This window comes from Paenibacillus sp. WG02 (genome assembly GCF_055396115.1).
The window spans coordinates 2,898,956-2,921,044 of the sequence record NZ_AP036016.1 but is presented as its reverse complement, the minus strand read 5'-3'; the positions used below and the strand labels follow the sequence as shown (position 1 = coordinate 2,921,044).

18 protein-coding genes and 1 riboswitch are annotated in these 22,089 nt (G+C 42.9%); of the genes, 4 read left to right on the top strand and 14 right to left on the bottom strand.

What is annotated here, in order from left to right; all coding sequences use genetic code 11:
• Positions 1-508 precede the first annotated feature (508 nt).
• A complete protein-coding gene (locus ACBP55_RS12960; RefSeq protein ID WP_464652065.1) occupies positions 509-1,498 on the bottom strand; it encodes a zinc-binding dehydrogenase in 990 nt (329 codons plus the stop codon).
• A gap of 127 nt (positions 1,499-1,625) precedes the next feature.
• On the opposite strand from ACBP55_RS12960, the gene ACBP55_RS12955 reads away from it, so the two are divergent.
• The gene (locus ACBP55_RS12955) at positions 1,626-2,492 is read left to right on the top strand and encodes a LysR family transcriptional regulator (protein ID WP_464652064.1); all 867 of its coding nucleotides are present in this window, start codon (positions 1,626-1,628) and stop codon (positions 2,490-2,492) included.
• Positions 2,493-2,824: 332 nt separating this feature from the next.
• On the opposite strand, the gene ACBP55_RS12950 is transcribed toward ACBP55_RS12955, so the two are convergent.
• From ACBP55_RS12950 to ACBP55_RS12930, 5 genes are all read right to left on the bottom strand, one after another.
• Entirely contained in the window at positions 2,825-3,259 is a 435-nt protein-coding gene (locus ACBP55_RS12950) for a GNAT family N-acetyltransferase (protein WP_464652062.1), read from the bottom strand.
• 333 nt (positions 3,260-3,592) lie between these two features.
• Entirely contained in the window at positions 3,593-7,522 is a 3,930-nt protein-coding gene (locus ACBP55_RS12945; protein WP_464652060.1) for an S-layer homology domain-containing protein, read from the bottom strand.
• Between the two features lie 373 nt (positions 7,523-7,895).
• A complete protein-coding gene (locus ACBP55_RS12940) occupies positions 7,896-8,312 on the bottom strand; it encodes a nuclear transport factor 2 family protein (protein ID WP_464652058.1) in 417 nt (138 codons plus the stop codon).
• 198 nt (positions 8,313-8,510) lie between these two features.
• Positions 8,511-9,434, bottom strand: coding sequence for a helix-turn-helix transcriptional regulator (locus ACBP55_RS12935; protein ID WP_464652056.1), 924 nt, complete (start codon positions 9,432-9,434; stop codon positions 8,511-8,513).
• Positions 9,435-9,809: 375 nt separating this feature from the next.
• Entirely contained in the window at positions 9,810-10,208 is a 399-nt protein-coding gene (locus ACBP55_RS12930) for a winged helix-turn-helix transcriptional regulator (protein ID WP_464652055.1), read from the bottom strand.
• Positions 10,209-10,963: 755 nt separating this feature from the next.
• Here ACBP55_RS12930 and ACBP55_RS12925 point away from each other — a divergent pair.
• Positions 10,964-11,572 carry an FMN-dependent NADH-azoreductase gene (locus tag ACBP55_RS12925; RefSeq protein ID WP_464652053.1) on the top strand — a complete coding sequence of 203 codons (609 nt, stop codon included), beginning with the start codon at positions 10,964-10,966 and terminating at the stop codon, positions 11,570-11,572.
• A gap of 201 nt (positions 11,573-11,773) precedes the next feature.
• A riboswitch (cyclic di-GMP riboswitch) is annotated at positions 11,774-11,861 on the top strand.
• Positions 11,862-12,328: 467 nt separating this feature from the next.
• Here ACBP55_RS12925 and ACBP55_RS12920 read toward each other — a convergent pair.
• A complete protein-coding gene (locus tag ACBP55_RS12920) occupies positions 12,329-12,757 on the bottom strand; it encodes a GNAT family N-acetyltransferase (RefSeq protein WP_464652051.1) in 429 nt (142 codons plus the stop codon).
• 216 nt (positions 12,758-12,973) lie between these two features.
• On the opposite strand from ACBP55_RS12920, the gene ACBP55_RS12915 reads away from it, so the two are divergent.
• Positions 12,974-13,468 (top strand): DinB family protein, encoded by a 495-nt coding sequence (locus ACBP55_RS12915; RefSeq protein ID WP_464652049.1) that lies wholly within the window; start codon positions 12,974-12,976, stop codon positions 13,466-13,468.
• A 160-nt stretch (positions 13,469-13,628) separates the two neighbouring features.
• Positions 13,629-14,057 (top strand): SRPBCC family protein, encoded by a 429-nt coding sequence (locus ACBP55_RS12910; RefSeq protein ID WP_464652048.1) that lies wholly within the window; start codon positions 13,629-13,631, stop codon positions 14,055-14,057.
• A 134-nt stretch (positions 14,058-14,191) separates the two neighbouring features.
• Here ACBP55_RS12910 and ACBP55_RS12905 read toward each other — a convergent pair whose 3' ends face one another.
• The 7 genes from ACBP55_RS12905 to ACBP55_RS12875 form a co-directional block, all read right to left on the bottom strand.
• Positions 14,192-15,037 carry an NAD-dependent epimerase/dehydratase family protein gene (locus ACBP55_RS12905; protein ID WP_464652047.1) on the bottom strand — a complete coding sequence of 282 codons (846 nt, stop codon included), beginning with the start codon at positions 15,035-15,037 and terminating at the stop codon, positions 14,192-14,194.
• 34 nt (positions 15,038-15,071) lie between these two features.
• A complete protein-coding gene (locus ACBP55_RS12900; RefSeq protein WP_464652046.1) occupies positions 15,072-15,620 on the bottom strand; it encodes a nucleotidyltransferase domain-containing protein in 549 nt (182 codons plus the stop codon).
• Positions 15,621-15,889: 269 nt separating this feature from the next.
• Positions 15,890-17,515 (bottom strand): glycosyl hydrolase family 28 protein, encoded by a 1,626-nt coding sequence (locus ACBP55_RS12895; RefSeq protein WP_464652045.1) that lies wholly within the window; start codon positions 17,513-17,515, stop codon positions 15,890-15,892.
• On the bottom strand, positions 17,478-17,936 hold the full coding sequence (locus ACBP55_RS12890) for a hypothetical protein (protein ID WP_464652043.1): 459 nt from the start codon (positions 17,934-17,936) through the stop codon (positions 17,478-17,480). The genes ACBP55_RS12895 and ACBP55_RS12890 overlap by 38 nt, the downstream gene beginning before the upstream one ends.
• Before the next feature lie 269 nt (positions 17,937-18,205).
• Complete coding sequence (locus ACBP55_RS12885) at positions 18,206-19,204, bottom strand: glycoside hydrolase family 130 protein (RefSeq protein WP_464652041.1); 999 nt, start codon at positions 19,202-19,204, stop codon at positions 18,206-18,208.
• A gap of 36 nt (positions 19,205-19,240) precedes the next feature.
• The gene (locus tag ACBP55_RS12880; RefSeq protein ID WP_464652039.1) at positions 19,241-20,929 is read right to left on the bottom strand and encodes a hypothetical protein; all 1,689 of its coding nucleotides are present in this window, start codon (positions 20,927-20,929) and stop codon (positions 19,241-19,243) included.
• Positions 20,930-20,973: 44 nt separating this feature from the next.
• Entirely contained in the window at positions 20,974-22,014 is a 1,041-nt protein-coding gene (locus tag ACBP55_RS12875) for a glycoside hydrolase family 88/105 protein (protein ID WP_464652038.1), read from the bottom strand.
• Between the last annotated feature and the right edge of the window lie 75 nt (positions 22,015-22,089).

Sequence of the window (22,089 nt, the reverse complement as noted above, 5' to 3'; positions counted from 1 at the left end):
TTTCATAGTTGTTTATTGAGCTCTCGTTCTTTCGTTAGCGTAATAACCTGGTGTTACGTATAACTGGTTAGTTCAGCATTTTCATTAAGTTATTATTTAAGTGATTGCCAAGCTTTTTTAAATCTTGTATACGTTTCGTCGGGGAACTCATAACCCCACCGTCGGTGATATTCAACTTTACCTAAGTCGTGTAATTTGTTTATTTCAATCAAAAACTTTCTTGCTAAATCCCTTAAGTTTATGGTCGGTGCTAAAAACAGATATCCCCTTGTCAATTTCATCGGTATTAAAATTGTCATCAAACTCAAGCACTTCAAATGTACAATTAAAACCGTCTCGTTGAATTCTAATACGATTTTCATTCGGCTCAGTTTGAATGACTATAATTACTTCTGGGGCTCCTTCAATTAAACTTGAGAGACATTGAATAATGTCATAAACAACATCCGTTAAAAAAGAGGAAAGAATAAGATATTCATTCGTCTCATTAGTGACCTTTATATCCAGCTTAATCTATTCTTATCGCTATATTGCCTAGTTGTTCCCCTTGCTGCATTCGGTGAAAGGCTTGAATCGTATCTTGTAATGGATATACTTGATCAATTATCGGGTGAAGCGAGTGGCGTTCCATGAATTGAAGCATATCCGTAAACTCTTCACTGCTTCCCATTGATGTACCAATGATACTGATTTGAGGAAAGAAAATGTCTCGGATTGGGAGTTCTATTCGATCTCCCGAGCTTGCTCCAAACGTCACGATTCGGCCATTTGGCTTTATGACATCAAAGTAATAGGGGAACGTTACAGGCCCAATGCTGTCGAGAATAAGATCCACGGTGTGTCCGTTCATACTGTCCTTCCAGTTGCTATGGGTATCGAATGCATGATCAGCCCCATGTAAGAGAGCAGCTTGTCTTTTCGCCTCATTTCGTGACGTGACGCTGACTCGTGCCCCTGCCGCTAAAGCCATAAGCATGGCATAAGACGCTACCCCGCCTCCAATGCCGGGAATAAGAACATGTTCCCTCCGTTGCAATTGTCCTCTCGTGAACAAAGCTCGATACGCTGTCAAGGCAGACAAGGGCAGCACGCCTGCTTCTTCCCAAGACAAGTAAGCTGGCTTTTTGACAGCATTCCGAGACGGAATAATGATGTACTCGGCGAATGTACCATCCGATGGCCCCCCTACAATGGCTGGAACCGAAGGGACATCGTTAGGGGATTCCCACCCGATGCACGGATTAATGACAACTTCGGAACCAACTCTACAGTCGGATACGCCCTCACCTATCTCTTCAATCCTGCCTGCTCCATCCGAACCAATAATCAGGGGAGCTTCCTGTTCCATTCGGTCTGCCATGATGAACAAGTCTCGATGGTTCAACCCTGCAGATTTCAGTTTTACTTTTACTTCTCCGTAGCCTGGCTGTTTGTCACTAACGTCTTTGTATGTTAAGCCATTCAAGCCGCTTTCGCCGGCATGTACGACTGCTTTCATCTTCATTCCTCCCTCTACCTTATTCTGTACGTCTTTAAAAAATTGTACTTGGAGGATGAAATCCTGTAAAATTGTCAAAATCGAATGCGACTATCAAAAATGATCATACCAAGGAGGTGACATCGAAATGGAAATCAGTGATTTGAAAATTTTTCAAACCGTCGCTCACAAGGGCAGCATAACGAAGGCCGCGCAAGTCTTGAACTATGTGCAGTCCAATGTGACCACTAGGATACAGGATCTTGAGAATCAGTTAAAAGTACCACTCTTCCGTCGTTCCAACCGGGGAATGACGTTAACAGCGGCAGGCGAAAACTTGTTGAAATATGCAGATAAAATCCTGTCTTTGATGGACGAAGCAATAAAATCCACACAATTCTCGGAACATCCCGTCGGTCCCTTGCGGTTAGGTTCTATCGAAACGACAGCTGCCACTCACTTGACTCCATTATTGACTGAGTATCACTCACGTTACCCTGATGTTCATCTATCACTTGTAACCGGTGAAACGCACAGTCTTTTGCAAAAAGTATTGAAATATGAACTTGATGGAGCTTTTGTATACGGACCTATCCATGAGCCCGAAATTGAACATGTTGCTGCTATTGAAGATGAATTGGTGTTTATCTCGGAACCAGGAAAAAATGACATGCACGATTTACTTACAAAACCAATGTTGTTTTTCGACGTTGGGTGCACCCATCGCAAAAAGGCTGAGCATTTCCTAAGAGAAAACGGATTGATTTCCATTCAAATAATGGAGTTTGGCACGTTGGAGGTTATTCTAAATGGGGTATCCGCCGGCCTCGGCGTGTCTTTATTGCCACAATCCTCAATTGCCAATGCGGAAGAGGCAGGAATCATCGCTTCCCACCGACTGCCTGAAGGGTATCGGGATTTACAGGTGTGGTTTGTGTATAAGCGGGAATCGATCTACTCCAGTGCATTATTAAAATTCGTTCAATCCATTGAGTCATTTAAGTTCTTTGCTTAACTGAGTTAATTCAACAAATATCTTCTGTTCGTGATTTGATGGTATCATTCCTAAGAAAAGGAGTCCCCTTATGAGGAGGTATTTCAACAGGCTCGTATTCATGTCTGGTACAAGAGCTTCAAATCCCGATGCTTGGGCGAATCTTAGACGAAGAAGGATAAGACAAGGCGGCAGTTAAGATAACTGCCGCTGTTTTGTTCAACTATCGTTACCCGTTAGTTTAACAACTTGCAAATTTGAATTCTGCATAAACCATGTAAATGCAAATCATACTGTAGTGAGTCAAAGTATTCATAAGTGAACGATATGTAACGAACGATTCTCTATAAAAATTACAGCAGGTTTGAAGTAAGCCTTTGTTGAGCTCTTTTTACCATATAAGTTTCTGTATTTCTAACAAATCCATATTTTTCATAAAGTTTATGAGCATCTTTCGTACCTAATAACCCTGTTAAACCTTGGTATTTCTCCAAATTTACTATGGTATCAACGAATTTTTTGCCTAAGCCATTACTTCTATAATTTTCATCAATGTATACGTCACATAAGTAATACATTGTTGCTTCGTCAGTTATTAAACGGGCAAATCCAATTTGTGTTTTTCCATCATATACTCCATAACAATCAGAATTTTCGATAGATTTAACAATTTGCTCTACAGACCTATTCTTTGCCCAATAACTATTAAGTAAAAAATCGCAAACAATTTCAAGATTTAATAAACCCTTGTCATCACTAATAATAAAACCTTTGTAGTCCTCTTCCAAATGAGTGTACCATCCTTTCATCAATTGACTATCATAAATTGGGTATTTATGTATAGAATTATTGCATTATTATTCATTATATTGAATATTGATACATCAGTCTATACATTCTTTCTTATTGAATCCTGCCCTTTAGCTTAATGAGAAATGGAGCAGCTGCCGTGATGGCGTCTGCTCCATGATCTGATTGAACTAACGTTTCCGTTAGTTTAATGGGTACTTTTTCGCAATATTTCCCGTTAGGCGAGAAAAAGGCCACCGATCTATCGACAGCCCTTTTCTGGTCAAACATTAAGTAAGCCTTTACTTCATATTTTGGCAATGAAATTGGAATTAGTTAATTAGGTTTAAATTCTTTAACATGCGATACAAAAATGATGCACTCTGAGCGCGGTCTGCATTCATGGCAGGAGCCAGCTTGTCATCCGCCACACCGCTTGTAATACTTGTTTTTATCGCTACAGCCATTGCTTCTTTCGCCCAGCCTTGAATGCTGTCATGATCAGCATACCGAGAGAGAATTTTGTCGATATCCGCCGGGGATACAGTCTCCTTCCACATCCCACTCGAATACATTGCTTTGTAGATCATTTGAAGCATTTCCATTCTACTTATCTCTACATTCGGTTTAAAGGTTCCATCTGAATAACCATCGATCAAATGTGCTTTCACCGCAGACCCAACGGATTGCGCGAACCAATCGCCGGATTTCACGTCTTTAAAAATGGGTTGACTATCACTTGTATCAGGGGTGACGCCAAGCGCTCTCGTAAGCATCGTGATAAACTCGGCACGAGTCACCGTTTTAGTTGGCTTAAAACTGCCATCTTCATATCCGTTTAGCACAAATTTGGAAGCCAATGTATCAATCGCATCTTTCGCATAACTGTTCTCAACGTCGCGGAATGTTTTACTATTTTGAACAACAGCATATACGGCATTATTTCTCCCATAGATCTGCGCCTGTAGATTTCCTTTCGAATCTTTCGTAAAGATGGCTGGCACAGGATAATATTTCCCGGTTGCCGGATCGATCATCACGCCAACGAGATGACTAAACGTTGTTTCGCTAAATGAACTTGGCACATTTAAAAGGTGTTTCGTATAAGAATCAAATTGATTCATGGTATGATTCGATCCACTTTTTTCGATTAAGTTCATCTTATAATCGATTGGTGTCGTAACAGACGATACCCCTAATTGATGCAAGAGTTCATCGTTTACCAGGCTCTTCTTCGACATACGCAACTTTACATGTGCACCATTCAAAGGCACCCCGAATTGTTCAAGAGATTTTTGAACTGTGCTGGCGGGGAAATGAAAAGCTGCAAACTTGGACTGGATGGTCAATACCGTTTTCGGGTTTTTATTCAGTAGTTTTTGAAATAGTTCCGCTTCAAAATCGAACTCGAAATCATCCCAACCATCCGATGGTATTTGTAAGACCAACTGATCTTTATCACTAGATGATGGCAAATGGTCCAGTGCATCAAGAATCGTATTCGTATCCACGCTAACTTGCGAAACCTTGTGCCCCTTGGAATCGGTAACCGTTGTCGGGTTTACGGAAAGGCTGCCGTCACTATTCTGTTGCACCGACGGTGATTGGGTGCTGTCATCCGTACTGCTACTTGGTGCCACGGGTGATGGCCCAGGTGATGGCGACGGCGACGGCGATGGCACGTTGCCTCCCGTGTCAGGCGAATAAGGAGTAATCACAACACCTGAAGCATAAGGAACAAATTGGGAACCGGAATTCAAATACCCTAGCAATTCACCCATCACATTTTGTACACCAATCATGTATTGGTTGGCTTTTGACGGGGAGTTATAGTTATCCAGCAGCATGAAATCAGACAAATTATAGGAGTATGCAGAAGCTCCAGTTGCCGGTATCTCCGCAATTCTAATTTCATTACGTTCATTATTGCCGTCAATCGTCTGAAAGTCAGGCATGATAACATAGCTTGATATGCCTGTCTCATTTGATGCTGCATCCCACTTGATAGTCCCGCTCAAATTATTTTTAGTTGGATCTGTGCTTTGCATAGATGCATGCAGCGGCAGCATAGAATCATTCCACAGACTAGCAAAATCTGGGGTGATATGCTCGGATGTTCCATCAAAGGTGTATAAACGAATTCCTATTGCGCCAGTTGGGATATTGGTTTCTGGTATATCAGGAGCATAATTCGTCCAGTCAGGAACAAAAGGTGTATTGAGAATCATATCGCCTAGCTTATTCCCTTTTCCATCTTCGAAATAAAAGCGATAATCCGTTGGCCGCAATGGTCCAGATGAGGGATACCAGGAGAAATAACCGGAAATTTTCCCTGCAGGCGTACTTTGAGCTTGACGGTATAGAAATTTAGTCGGCTGCGTATTTGAAATCGTCTGAAGCGTATGTGAGACTTGGCTGCCGAATACAAAAACCGGATCCTGAACGATCATTTCATCTCTCTCACCATTCATGCCATTTGTAATGCCTACACGATAAAGACCGGGATACAGATGATTGAATACGGCAACTCCATCCGTTGAGGTGACAGCCGTCTTTGTATTGCGAAAATCATTATCATCTACAATCGTAACTGTAATCCCGGAAACAGGAGCACTGTAAACAGAACCGTAAACGGAGTTCGAAACGGATTGATTTGCCGCTGTTGACACATTCCATTCTTTAACCGGTACTCTTAACGTCACGGAACCCGGGTTTACCGTATACCCTTTGCCATTATTATCGTAGTTTACGGTTTCCGATACGGCATGATTCCCCGTATATTCGGTATGGATTTTCACACTATACGTTCCCGGTGGCAAGTGACCATCCAGTGTATGAGTTACTCCTGTTACACCGTTCGGCGAGTCGTATCTACGGGTTGATTCGCTCAGGCTTACAGTGCTTCCACCCATCTGAAAAACATCAAAATAGATCTTGTCCAAATTCGACAAAGCCGGAATATCATACGTAAACTTTAATTGATCATTATTAACCACTTGAATGGAAACATTTTTCAATGGTTTTGGCGCCACAACGTACGATGACGCAAAAGGAATCATGGGTAAAGGTTTATTTGTAATATCAAAATTGTAACCGACATCCAAGAGTCCATAAATGCGCGAGTTAATATCATAGTTTGATCCGCTTGCAACGACAGTACCATCCTCATTGATGAAAAAGGAATTGTCACAACCTGCAAAAGCAGCTTTTACGTTGGATACGGTTGTGATTTCCGTGAACTCGGTTGCTTGCCAATATATTTTTGGATCGCCTAGTTGACCACGATAGTTAGCACCTACTCCCCAAACAGAGCCATCGTTCATTAGTGCGAGCACATGGTTATTACCGACACTTAACGATTTCAAACTTTTGTCTTTCAAAGATGTCACCTGTACGGGGGTATAGGAATCATTGGAGTTCCCTGTACCCATTTGCCCACGACTGATTTGCCCCCAGACAAAGACACCGCTGTTTGTTAAGGCATACGCGAATGCAGCATTCGGGTTAGATACGATAGCTGTTACTCCAGAAATGCCGTTGACAACAGTTGCAACGGAAGCGGAAGACGTCGTATTATTCAGTCGATCTATCAGACCCCATTGATATACGGTTCCGTCGTCCTTTAAAGCATATGAGGCCAGATTGCCTTTAGCTATTTGCTTAATACCGGTCAATACCGTGTTGTTCTCGTCAATAACAACTGGCGAGGGGGTAAGATTCATGGAGAATGGACTAGCGAATTGACTACCTTGTCCCAGCTCTCCCTCAAAATAATTACTGCCCCATGTCAACACTTTCCCATCAGATGTTAATGCCATCGCCATCGTTTGACCTGCTGCAATCTGTTGGATGTTGCTCAGACCATTTACTTTCGAAGGGGTGCTATTTCCGCTATTGTTAGGGTTGGGCGGCAGCATCCCCCACTCCCACACATTGCCTTGAGTGTCTAGGGCCAACGCGTAAGTGGGACCTGCGACAATATCCTTCATTTTCGGAGAACCGCCAATCGCAACCTGGACTGGGTATTGGTGGTCGGCTATATCACCTGTTCCCAGCTGGCCATAATTATTTTTCCCCCATGTCCACACCGACCCGCTGGCATCCAAAGCGGCTGTAAAGCTTCCTGAGGAAACAACTTTAACCGGGTAGACACCTGCAATCCCCGCCTGAGAAGCATCCGTTGAAGCGAATGAGGCAGGGAAAGGAAATAACGACACGATCATAATCATCAATGTTAAAATCCGAAGCAGCTTGAATTTCATAAATACACTCCCATAATTTTTATTAAAAAATTTCACTTCCAATAGACCACAAGTATGTAGAGTATCATTGAAAGTTTAAAACTGGTTTAAAAAATAAAATTATTTTGGTGAATGCAAAAAAAACAAAGGAAGTTATTTCCTTTGCTCTACCATTTTTAATTTAGTCTTCTTTAGAATCCAAATTGCATTCTTCCATTTTTAACACTTTTGTTTTGTATTTCCCAAACGCTAATCCCTTGATACGCCTGCCAAGATGAGCCCAACGGGAACCATTTAGAGCGGTATGGAAGGTCAGTTAATTTGAGCCCTTGTGAAACGTAAGCTTTAAATTCAGGACACCTATTTTTTCCACTGATTTAGCCCGGAAGACCCGTTAATTGCTGCTCAACAGCATAACAGCAAGCGAATCCATATAGTCTCGCCAATAAACAATTTTTCGATCTTTAATCGTAACTACTGAGCAAAATCGATTATCGTAAGGCTTACCGGAATATGGTTCGATTCCGTGGACCTGATATTCCATAACAATAATATTTTCTCCCTGAACTTTATAGACTTTAAGATGATCGGCGCTATTTACTTTAATACCATAATTACTGAACCAACTCATATAGGTCGAGCGACCTTCCATTCTGTTTGGAAATCCAGGAATGTTGTATAAAAAATCAAATACGGCATCATCCGCAACAGCATCCCAAAAGTAGTCCCCATCAACTTCACCTTTAAGTCCTTCCATAATGATGTTAAAAAAAGGTTCGGCATTTTTAAATCCAATAGGCTGCTTTTCCATGTTTATGCTCCTTTAAATTACAATTATTTTTCTCTAAGATTATCATATATAACTGGACAACAGCGTGTCATATTAACATCCTATTTTTTATAGCCTTATATCCTTTACCATTGGATGAAAATCTATTCCACGCTTTCGTAAAATGAGTTCATGTCAGCATACAGTATGATTCCGTCCAATAAATTCACTCTCTTTGATCTATCGCGCTTCGTCTCTCCGATTCAGATTTTGCATTATTACCTCCATTTTGCCTATGACAGTATCTCGCAGGCTTTGAGGTTCAATCGCTTCAATAACCGAACCGTAAGAGAGAAGATAATTTGAAAGCCAATCCCCTTCAGGCATAGATGTAAGAACCGTAAAAGATCCATCTTCGTGTTTCGTTATTTCTTTTTCATTGAAGTCATCGTAAACTCTATACGCCCCTGCTGATGATATTTTTAGCCGAATATCAATGAATTCACGAATGTGATTATCTTCCGATTCAGCCGGGGACTCACTCGGTGTTCTTTGCCCGAAAACATCGTCGGAGATTTCGATATTAGCCATACGAGATATTTTGAAAGTTCTGTAGGCTTTTTTATCGTAGCAATACGCTTTTAAATACCATGCCTTATCCTTAAAAATTAGTTTCATCGGCTCAACCCTGCGCATGCTTTTCGTACCCGAAGTATTAAAATATTCGAACTTAATGATCTGCTTTCTGATAATTGCCATTTTTAGCTCGTTGAATTTTTCTTTTCTTCTTTCATCGCTTCCCCATGGGGAAAAGTCCACTTCAATCCAATTGACATCGCTCTTTTGGAAAAAATTGCTCAATCGTGAAAGAACAAAATCAATATCCGGATATCGCGCCGCCGAGAGATTTTGCAGTGCAAGCAATATTTCATCCTGCTCTTTTTCTGAGAGCACCGACTTATTTAGTACAAAGTTATCAAGGATGACAATGCCTCCGCCTTTGCCCTGATTCGTATAGATCGGTATACCGGTACTGCTTAATGTTTGGATATCGCGATATATGGTTCTGACCGACACTTCAAAACGGTTTGCAAGTTCTTTCCCAGTGCTTTCTTTTTTCTCAAGCAAATAATAAACGATACCGAAAAGTCTGCTGATCTGCATAAAAGTTACCTCAATTCAAGTACATAGCTTCTCAAAATAACCAGTCCCTTACTTGCACTAGCCTCACGGCCTAGTGCATTTTTTCGTTTCACCTCAACAGTCCAGAGGTTAACATTTTATTTCATCACCGCGTGTGTCTGCTACATGAGATACCGCGGCGGCGAACATCCGGATTCCTGGGACCCATTGGTAGTGGAACTATTCATACACGTGAAAGAAGACGTTAGCCCACGTCGTCATTGCAGCATTATATATTCCAAAGGCTGACGATGTTGAGATAAGGATCACAGGCGATAGGTACTCGCAGCCAGCCGAAGAGTACCAGCTTCTGGGGTAAAGATATCCCTGAAACATGTATCTACCAATGCCAGCGAATTATCTCGTATCAAAACGCGATTGCGCTTGTATAACTTCTTCCCAATTAGTCGTTACCCAATCAATTAGACCTTCCAATGGGCGAATCAAACTCACCCCAAGACTAGAGAGTTCATATTCCACACGGGGTGGAACTTCAGGAAAAACTTCCCTTACAATCAATCCATCACGCTCCAAATTTCGTAAAGTCAGCGTAAGCATTCTTTGAGAAATTCCGGGAATTGATTTCTCCAAACTCGAAAATCGAGCACGATTTCGGTGTAATTTAGAAAGGGAAAGAATCAGAAAGATACTCCATCTATCGCCGATTTTTGTCAAAAGCTCTCGTACAGCCGCAGGGTCTTTATACCCACAGACGAAAGCCGAATTAAAGTCATTGTTTTCATTGGTATTCTTCATAGCTAACCTCCATGTTAGTTTACAAATGTTAAGTGCCTTCTTGTTTTATACAGGCATTCAATGTAGTAGCTCAAAAATCAAGTTACATAGTGTTGACTGAATTCAAATTTCTTATATACACCAATTTATTACCCTCAAACTTTAGCTTCCAAATATTGTTTGGAATGAACATTTAGAATCTTGATACATCCAATATCAAGTTCTTTATCCTTAACTTAGAAAGATTCGCATTACTATTCAATTGTATAAAAGATAATATGACTACGTATTGTCAAGTTATCTCTTTCTATAAAACAAAATCAACTATACATTGTTTTCATTAGTATTCTTCAAAAACTAACATCCATGTTAGCTACGAATGTTAAAGTGCCTTCTTGTCCTATACAAGTAATCAATATATATTTTAATCCGTACTAACAAGCACCATAACAAAGGGGAGTGATGACAATGTCGAGCATTAAATATACAACTTTTTATGCTCTTGACCTTTTACTGAATTAGTACAAAAAAACTAAGCGGTCTTGAGATGTGAGTATCTATATTATTTGACACCATCGAAGATATGACGCATACCCCATCTTATTTCCAGTTAAGTCCTACTCAAGGTTTCGGATTGGCGTACCTTACAAAGAGTAGGTATCTCTCCAACATCACGATTAATCGTAAACAGGAGAAATATATGGATTCTTAACGGCATGGAATGAATAAATGGCTCAGCTAAATAATCTCATTCGTCATTGAAAGGAAGTAATCATATGAAACAGATTCTCACCATTGAAGTGAGCCCAAGAGGGGCTGTATCCGCCAGTCGCGCGGTAACAGAAAAGCTTTCTGCACGGCTTAGAGAGGAATTTCCAGGATCTAAGTTCGTATACCGTGACCTTGCAAAAGACTCGATCCCTCATCTAGATAACAACACCTTAAAAGCTATTTCATCAAAAATACCAGAGGAAGTACAGGCTAATAAAGAATTTGCCCACCTATCGGATCAATTGACCGAGGAACTTCTGGAATCTGATCTCTTAGTCATTGCAACTCCGATGTGGAACTTCGGTATTCCGTCTGTGCTCAAAGCCTGGCTTGATCTTGTTGTCCGCCCTGGTAAGACTTTCGCCTATACAGAAACAGGAGTTCTAGGATTGGCAAAAGATAAAAAGGCTATCATAATCGTGGCTTCCGGCGGTGTATTTACTGAAGGGTCATGGAAGTCATGGGATTTTGTAGTGCCCTATTTACGTCAAATTTTACGATTTATTGGAATTGAAAATGTTCAAGTGGTAAGAGCTCAAGGCATAAATATTCCACTACTTGCAGAGAGCGCCATACCGAATGCTGAACAATCTATTACACAGCTTGAGCTGTAAATGTCTCCCTTCTTATAAGCATCGTTAAGCAACTAGCTCAATAATGAATGACATTGGAAAAAGTAAAACTTTCCATGCAAAGAAAGGTTGAATAAATGATCTGAAAGCGCTCGGAACGCCAGAATTTCCATTTCTGTCTTGCGCGGTGATATGGGAGACTAATATGAGGATTTGTCCAAAATAGATTTCGTGATAATTAAATAAGGATAAAAGCAAAACTGACCGAAAGGCAGTGACGCAAAGCCACGGATCTTCTCACTATTCAAGTGATGACCGTCGGGTTACCCAATTTGCCAAACACGGCCTATGGGTCGTGTTTTTTTATTTAAAGCATTGGAGGAGCGCTCGCCCTTGCACCATGCGGTGTATCAAGACCGAACCCTTCTTGCACAAAGACGGCAAGTCCGTCGATGGACTTACGCAAATCCGTGAATCCGCACGCCAAATAGACGGGATGAGAACCAGATGGCGTCAGCATGGTGCATAGAGAGCGCTCACGACTTTTCGGAGCAGAATGGCGTCGAAGTCGGCTTGAAGCTCGATACGCGCTTGGCCGATGCGAACAACAAGAGAAGAAACTGAGGGCACTGGAGAGGGACCGTCTAAAGTAAGCGGCACCCAGAGCGGGACATGGGAAGGCGGAGATGGATCTGAGATTTTCTTTAGCTTGCGGTTCCAATACTTACTGAAACGGTAATGGCTAATTTATATCTCCTGTATAGAATCCATGTGGTAATTCACCATTGTTAGCACTTCCTATGGGACCAAAATATCTTTTCTAAAGTAATAATGTTTACTGCCTAATGGGGCGTCTTCATAAACTGCAACTTCTTTATATCCATTTTTCATATAAAATTCTGGTGCTTGAAAACTAAATGTGTTTAATTTAATGAAGGTGCATTTTTTCTCTTTTGCAATATCCTCAATTCGGGTTAAAAGTTGAGTTCCGAAACCTGAACCTCTAAGTGCTTTATCTATCCATAAAATGTCAACCTCTATCCAATTCCAACAAAGGACACTTAATAATCCACCAATGATCTTACCTTCGTTATCCTTTATAGTCAGATTTATTTCCTCATAAATGTTCTTCAAATCATCGGGAACATGTTCATGATTAAATTCAATTAACTTTCTTCTAACGTATTCGCTGTCTTCTTTACTCCCATAAGTTATTTCAGTTGCCATGATAACCTCCCATGTATAGTTATTAATACACACGGTATTACCATATTATGGGCATTGTCAAGTGTAGAAGGAAAAAATGGATTATGCTAGAGAGAGAAGGCATGCCGTTATTCAGCTCTCGGGCAGAATAGCGCAATCTCATAGTCGGTTAACCAGAGAGCTTTCCACTCGACTGGAATTTATAGTATGATAATCCATAAAGGAGGAGATGAATTTATGATCAAACAACTGATCGTCGGCGACGCAACGCATGAACTGGCCACTACGCGCCGCATTCTAGAACGCTTGCCCGAGGAGCATATGTCGTGGAAGCCGCATGAGAAATCGATGACGCTCGGCGGGCTGACCACGCACCTGATCAACCTGCTGAACTGGCAAATCGCGATTTTTCAGTACCCGGAGTTCGATCTTTCGACCGTGCCGCTGCGGCGGGAGCCTTTGGAAAAACGCGCTGACATTCTGGAGGAGTTCGACGCAAACGTCTGCAAGTTTGAAAAGCTGCTCGCCGAATGCGACGAGAAAACGCTCGGCGAGGAATGGACGCTGCGCCACGGCGACCATATCATCCTCCGCAAGCCGCGGGCGATCGCTCTCCGCACCTTCGGATTAAGCCACATGGTCCACCACCGGGCGCAGCTCGGGGTATACTTGCGGCTTCTCGATATTCCGGTGCCGGGCATCTACGGTCCCTCGGCCGACGAAGCCCAATGAACTAAGTTTCTCGATCAGATATGTGCCAAACAGTCGCAGGGCACCGGCATGACCGCCGGTACTCTGCGACTGTTTTTATTGTCGTCGGAACTATCGTTTCCCGTTAGTTTAATGATATAATTACCATAAATCCAAATAAAATAGTGAGGCGGTAATTATTATGGAAACAGCTAATCAAATAACGGTAGAAACCACAGTTCATGCACCAGTTGAAAAAGTGTGGGAATATTGGACAGAGCCACAGCATATCACGAAATGGTCTTTTGCTTCAGAAGACTGGCATGCACCAATTGCTGAAAATGATTTAAGTGTTGGCGGCAAATTTCTTACCAGAATGGAAGCAAAGGATGGAAGCTTTGGATTTGATTTTGGTGGAGTTTATGATGAAATTAGAACAAACGAATTTATTTCTTACACTCTTGGAGATGGAAGAAAAGTTGCGATCACTTTTATTAGTCAAGAAAACGATACTAAGGTAATTGAAACTTTTGACGCGGAAACCGCCAATCCCATTGAGATGCAAAAAGCAGGCTGGCAGTCGTTTCTAGACAATTTTAAAAAATATAGTGAAATTACTAAAGAAGTTTAGGATAAAATAAATCGGACAAGCAGTCGTAAACTAAATTAAACCTTCCTTTCGGAAGGTTTTTTTATTCGAGCAAACGTTTTGAGATCGTCAGTAACCAAAAAAATGCTTTAACAGACCGTTAACTAGTGGTTAGTTTACTCTGCGGGACTGCGTGTTGATCTGCGGGGTTCGTAGCCGAATTCCGAGATGAAATCATCCATGGCATACAAGGGTTTATATTCATTGCCTGGAAGTTTGTAATAATCCAGACTATAATGGTCTCCCAATATAGAAGAGAGAATTTCCAGCGCGGGTATCGTACTGCTGATATCCGGTCCTACTAGGTTAAAGTTTCTTACGCCTGATTTGATTGGCGCATCCACGACCCTGATTATTCCCTCAACGACATCGCTTTCATACACATGTCCTAAGACGATAAACGGAACAGACATCCTTTTATCCTTCTCAACCAATGGCGGTACCCAATCTTCATTCGCTACCGCGCCAAAGCGTAAATTGATAAAATCCGTGTCAGGATGTACGCGATGAAAATAACGGGTCAATTCCTCCACTAAGGCTTTGCTTAACCCATATGCATCTGCTGCCAGACAAGGATGATCAGCTTGGATCGGTAGGCTAAGCGGAATAAAATCATCGTCCAAGCCGCCTACTGCTGCAATCGAGCTGGCCGTCACGAATTTTTTGCACCCGCGATCGAGCAAGTACCGGTAAAGTCTTCGCGTACCCAGTACATTTACAGCTAGTCCATCCTCTTCTGTGCAACCGCCGGTAACGGCAGCAAGGTGAATAACCGCATCGATCTCATAAGGATCCAAACCGCGCAAATCTTCCAAACTATCAAACGAACCTTGAACATATATTGCATCTTTTTTAATAGGATGATGCGAACGCGACATAGAAATAACGTTATGATTGTTTGCTAAGCCATTAACCAATTTCTTTCCGATAAATCCGCTGGCGCCCGTAATGAGTATATTCATCGTACTGCCTCCCGGTTAAATTTCATTATATCTGTTAATCCACGAGCTTCTCTAACCATATTGAATCAGGTTTCATTATACGTAATCCATCTGCTAGCCAAAGCTTCTGCTGATCATTCATGTTGATGACATAATTATTGAAATCTTCAATATCTTTTTTTCTTGGGTTCAAACTTTTAAACAACAATTGCCAAACCGGATTTACAAAGGGTCTCCCCTCACGATCTTTTAGAGCAAATTCATTTATGGGCATGGTAATATTTTTATTTTTTCGAAAGAGAACTTTATCCTCCACACGTTCAGTAAGCAGAATTTCTACAAAATCTTTATCCCTGAAGAGATGTAAACAATACCTAGGTAGTGATAAGTCGCTTATTTGTTCATATCCAACAAGACGGTTTTCACCTGGAACCGCTACTTTAATTTCCCAGTCCTCAAAATATCGTAGTGCTTCATTAGCATCCTCACGGAAAATACAAATATCAAGATCGTCATGCTCCCTCGTCACTTTACCTAAAGCGATGTCGATTACCCAACCCCCTGATATAAACCAAGGCATCTGGAAATTCTTCATTTCTGACATGATAAAATCTAAATCAGGATGAATAATTACTCCCCCTAAAAACCGCTAAATTTAAGGAAACTACTTCGACATTATTCTGGATTTCCCTTCCAGAAGCGCTTGTCTTTTTGAAATGCCACCACGCATAACTGGCCATTAACTGAATAGGCTGCCAATGTTATCGGCAGCCTTGTTGTCTTACACTATCCTTCCTATACAATAAAAAAATCGCCGCAGCAGCACTGCGACGATTTTTCGTATTCCCATGCTATTTTTTGCTTAGTATTTGCTTAGTATAGGCTTAGTGTAAAGTCATCCATGGCTGCCCAGTTGTTAGCATTCGCGTTAGACCAAATCCCGAATTCAATTTGTCCATTAGTAACCGGAATGTTATCGATCGTATATTGCGTCCAGGCTGATGAAGCTCCTATATTGGTTTGCAGTTCCGTTGGGTTCCCGTAATTTTTGGCATATAGGAGCAATGTGTTCTGTCCGCCGGTCGATCTCATCCACACGGATAATTTATACGTACCGTTGGGCACGGATAGCGTCTGGTATGTTTTTTGCTTATAGGCCGATGTGCTGTTAAAATGCGCCAGCTTATAAGTCCCGGTATGTGCGCTTCCCGATTCGATTCGATAGTTGGTTCCTATGTCGGAATACTGCGACCATCCCGATGCATTTCCTGTTTCAAATCCGGGATTATTGATCGATACCGCCGGCTCTGCAGTTTGCACGGGAAAGATCGTTACCGGCGTATAAAAGGCCCGATCCGTAATATTCATCTGTAACAGGTTCGATGCCGGAGTAGAGCTGCCAGGCATGACGATGTTGTCGAAGATAATATTGCTGATCATCGCTGAGCTGCTGTTCCCTTTCAACTTACCCGCGGTAGTCCCTTTCTCGCGGACTTTAATGTTCTTCACAGTCAAGCCATTGACCGGACCTCCACCAAAACCATCTTTATTCTCAACATAGAATAATGCCCATGTGCGGTTACTGTCGTTCGTCTGGCCTACCCTCTCAATATCAATATTATCAAAGGTGACATTTGTCAGCGTGCCAGTCCCATATTTGTGATGGACCCCGATCCCTATCGCGGAATCATAGACCACGCTGTTCTTGAAGGTGATGTCGCTCTGATTCTGACGCATGCCCTGCCCAACTTTAAATCCGTAGCACCACGTCCATGATATCAGGTCATCAAAGGTCACATTCTGAACCGGCTGGGGACTTCCTGGCCAACTGCGGCTAATATCGGTCGCCTGATCCCATGTTTTCGTCGTAAACGGATCATCCAAACCGATCCCGATGCTATGTTGGACCAATACATTCTGCGATTCGTTAACGTCAATACCGTCGTTCTCGCCCATATCAAAGCGGTTGAATATTTTCATATTCTTAAAAGTCAAAACGTTGGACCTCGCCGGGGTCACAGCCCAAGAGCTGGATTCTCGTATTAACGGCCCGTCGAAGGTGAAGTTGGTTGTGCCTATCGGAACGATAATATTGCTGGCGAAATTCTGGGTCACCGCATATTTTCCGTTCCCGTCAATGGTGCCGCGGCCATAAATCTTCACATTATTCGCGCCGGTTTGCGTATAGATCCACCAGGTAACATCACGATTCTGGGAATCTTTATGCCAATTGACTGTGTAGTCGGACTTCACGCCAGAGAACCTGAGCACAGAGCCCCCCTGCAGATAAAGCGCTACATTGCTCTTCAACTGCAAATTGCCTACCATATAAACGCCTGTCGGAACGTAGACAATCCCTTGCCCGCCAGCATAGTTTGCTGCATCGTTAATGGCATTCTGGAATGCGGCAGTGGTCATGTTAGTCCCCGAACTATCGGCGTTATAAGGAGAATTCGTCACGTTATAAATCCCGGTGCCCGATGAAGCCGGGCGCTCCAACCTCCTCCGGATAGACTGCAATCACTAATGCGCGCAAACCAGGGATTTTTACAATCAAATATTCATCATTCTGAATCGTGAAGGTCAGCTTGCTTCCGCTGATAGAACCCGATATATTCAATTTCTGAGGGGTGATGACGTATGAGCTGAAGGTAACCCCTCCTAGAGCCGTTACTTCAATGACAGTCGTGCCGGCTGACATGGAAAAATGAGCATAATCATATTCGTTCGCATACCCGATAACCGGAATGTCGATTCCGTTCGCCTTCAAAGAGAAAACATTAGAGCTGGGGTAGATTGAAGGCTTGGCATACGTTGCTATGGTGTTGGCGCTGGCCTGAATCTGGGGCAGAATCAGCATTACGGAAAACAATAGGGTGAAAATCATCATCACATGAAGCAACTTTTTTCTACTTACCATTAGACAACCTCCTAAAATAGTTTTACTTAATACTGGTATAACCAACGACGGGAATTACCGTTGTATCCGCTTTCAAATTTCACCTCCCCAATTTTTCTGCGAAGTAAAGAAGGATTCCAGCAATCGCTCGGGACAGTAAAACTCCTCCCATACCATCCCGGTCGATTGCTGTTGCTCCTTACAATAGCAGCGTCCACTAACCTTGGAAATCTTCTCTTTTTGTGATACTATGCTTTTTCACTTTTTCAGCCAAACTTAAGCTGTTCATGCTATTTCAAGCATAATTGAACTAGATCATCCACATGTGCCGTAGCAAGACAGACTACCGTATCCGCAGAACCATAGTAAATTTTAACTTCACCTGTAGGCTCATGAATCATTCCGCCTGGGAAAATTACATGATTCCGAAACCCGCCATCCGTTTCGTAACTGGTTTCCGGGGCAAGCAACGGATCTTGGTACACACCGATTACCTTTTTGGGATTGTCTAAGTCCAGCAGCATGAGACCGGCTGTATACCTTTTCTTCCAAGTAGGCTCCCATCCATTCTTGCCTCTAGAAGAGTCGATATCTACGGCATGAAATGTCGTTAACCACCCCTTATCTGTTCGGATGGGCGGTGCTGCTGGGCCGATTTTATCATTAGCGAAAGGCACTTGTTCGACAGCTAGCAACAGATCTGAATTCCCCCAATAAACTAAATCTGGCGATTCCGAAATCCATGTATCGAATCGGTCTATACCGCCTCGACTGTAGACTGTGAATGGGCGCTCCAAACGAACATAGTTGCCGCCAATTTTTTCAGGAAAAAGGACCATATTCCGAAGATCAGGTGTCGACAAGCTCAACACTTCAAAATGTTCAAAATCATCGGTAACCGCAATTCCCCCGCGAATGCCGTGTTTGGTATCGACTGCAAAGCACATGTAACAGCGTCCATCGATTACCGTTAGCCGTGGATCATAGGCGCGGATGATTTCTTCATCGTTCATTTTAAAACAAGGCTTCGGACCAACCTCGAAGTGGATACCATCCTGACTATAGGCGATTCCCAAGTCCGTCGTTGAGAAAGGCTCCAACCTTTGCTCACGAAGAGAGCCGTAATCATTTCGAAATACCATCACATATTTACCGTTAAACTTAGTTACGCCAGCATTAAATACAAGTGCCGTCGGATAGGGAACTTTCTCAGCGTCCAAGATCGGATTTAATGGATGACGCTTTATAACCTGGCTTGATGTTAATAGCCCTATGACAGGTAATGTCATGTTGAAACCCCCAATTTGTTAATAATCATTCGTTGACTACACTTCCACAGGTCTCTTGTGTAAAATGAATGCTGTTTCTTCATCCTTATTACCTGATCTCACGATTAACCGATTGTCGTCATGCTCGATCATTGGCGCGTGAGGAGCCTCAGCGCTGTCCATCACGAACGAGAACAGGAAGGCTGCTTCTTGTATCAATCGAAAATCGATACTTCTCCGTTCACCCGAATACATAATGAGATCTACATTGAACGTCCGACCGTCCTCATGGATTTCCCATTTCAGTGGTGCTTGAGGAATGTTATCTTCCTTAAAAGCTGCATACCATGTCTGTAAAAACAACTGGAGCTTACCTATCGAAATTACGGCACCATTGTCACTAGAATCGCCGATCACATTGTCAAGACAACCCCCGATCTCCAATCGCAAGCGAAGGTCCGAAGCTTCGATCACTCCTCCCGTCTTGTCCAAGTTCGGATGCGTATCGCCCCCATTCGTTATGAACTCGACACCGAACAGAACATGCTGACGGTCCTGCTTACCGTTGAATACAGCCGAGCAATAATCATATCCGTCATGCAGACAGCGCAATTGCGCATACGTCGCTTGGCCTCCGTTATCGACGTAAGCCAATAGCGGACGTTTCTGATTCCACATGACCTCCCTGCTATGGCTGCCGAGTGAATATTGCGGAGTCATATACGTCGTAGCCCAGCTCTCCCTATCCGTAGTTGCGTTCACCGCATACAATTGCCTAATTTCCTTTTCCTGCGAAGTGGAGAATGAGGCGATCAATGACTCGGGACAATAATACCCGCTCTCATACCATTCCTCCTCATAAGGCAGCTCTTCCCACGGGAAGAACATCAGTTCACCTTTCGTCGCCAATTGAAGAAATGCTTGATTCTCTACACTGAGCAAGGTTTGATAACAACGGGCGTGCGGACCCGACCACTGTTTGGAGGCACTATGAAAATGCTCGGCAACTGAGCTCCATGCCAGATGGAGAAGTTCATCGCTTAATCTCTTCGATTCATCTCCCATTGTTTCGTTACGTATCTTCGATAATTCTAGAATCGCAATGTACGTGTAAGGCGGGCTATTATATTCTTGGAAAGCTCCTCGTTCCATCGTAAACCGATGGAGCTTCGCTAAGCGGTTCAATCCGTATTCGGCATAATCTCTCCGTCCGAACCGTTCCCCAGCGATAAGTGTCACAAAGGCGCCCATGATGGCAATATTCGTATAGTGCGGACCTACATCCCGTTTAATAATGGCATCACATGCGTTGAATATCGCTTGGATAACTGCATCGCGCAGTTGATCTGGGAATCGATCGCCATGGCGTGATAATGCGAGTACAAGCTGCTTCCCGATAAAGTCAGCCCAGTTCCAATCAGGCGGAGACATCTGGTCGAGACTTTCCTCGTAGAACCAAGACCAGATACCGAAAGTGCTGCGGCTGCGGTCGGTATCCTGTAAGGAAACAATTTTCTCAATAATGTCGAATGCTCTTTCCTTATTTTCATCCAGTTCTGTATCTAACAATGCAAGCGCGTATCTCATGGACTCACGGGTTGCATGGATAAAGTCAGCTTGTTTAATCGTGGTGTGATAACCAGGGCTGCTGAATGGCGATCTTAGCAAGCGAAGCTCCGAATTGTACGCAGCATTTCTCGATTTCACAACATTCAGCAGCATTTGCTTCTGATCTAGTTGTTGCATGAGGGTTCTCATCCTTTCAAGTATCCTATTATCATCGCGTAGATTTACTCTAGCAAAAGCGACTCTATTAACAATTGCATCGTTAAGCCTTGCCCATAGAGTGTCGGACATATACGAACACGATTGTAATCTTCGATGGTCGGCTTAACCGCCGTCCCTCCGGATACGCCAGTTACTTCGCCCTTGGAAGTAATTAACGGAAGTACACTTTCCAGCGTCAATCGGCTCAATGCTAAATAAGAGGTATCCAGCATGCCTGCTCTGACCGCTTTGATAAAACCACTAGCAATTCCCGCACTCCCAGACGTTTCCTTGTAGAAATCCTGTCTGTCCAGAACGGTATGCCATAAGCCATCTTCTGCTTGACATTCACACAGTGCCATTGCAAGCCTCGAATAGCGTGTATGGAGCTCATCTGGAATCTCAATAATTCCTCTTATTTCCATGACAATTTCCGGTACTGCGATCATGATCCAAGCATTGGCACGATTCCACTGGGTCGCTGACATATGATTTCCTGCTTCGCAATTCCAACCGTGATACAGCAGCCCTGTATCGGGGTTCTGTAATAATCGAAGATGAAGCATCGTTTGTCGAAGAGCTTCCTCGGCAACCTTCCGATCTTGTGTTAATCCAGCATATCGAGCTAGGAACAGAACCGCCATATAGATGGTGTCGGCCCATACTTGCTCCTGAAACTCAACGTTCTCCGTAACGGTATGCTCGAAGGCTCCCTCGCGTGTTCGAGGCGCTTCATCGATCATCCAGCTCACTATTTCCCGTGACTTTTCCAGAAACCAATTTTGTTGCGTTGCTCGATATAAGGCAGGGAAGACAGCGAATGGTGCCATGGAATTAATCGTCTTCTTCACATCCGACTTATCCTTGTTCATCTCAACCCATTCCAGCGCATAACGAATGACACTTTCTTGCTTTAGCTTACTGCCATAGTCAGCAATCGCAATAATGCCAACCCCCGGCACCCAGTCCCATTGATGGATATCCATCCCCCAGTCACCACGATGATCCTGAATCATATAGGAATAAACCTGAGAGAGCATGTTGTACATCTCATCTCTATTCATAGTCCTTTCAATTCCTTTCAAGTTAAAATTTGACATTATTATGGTATAGGCAACCCTCAAAGAGCTTGCCGATAG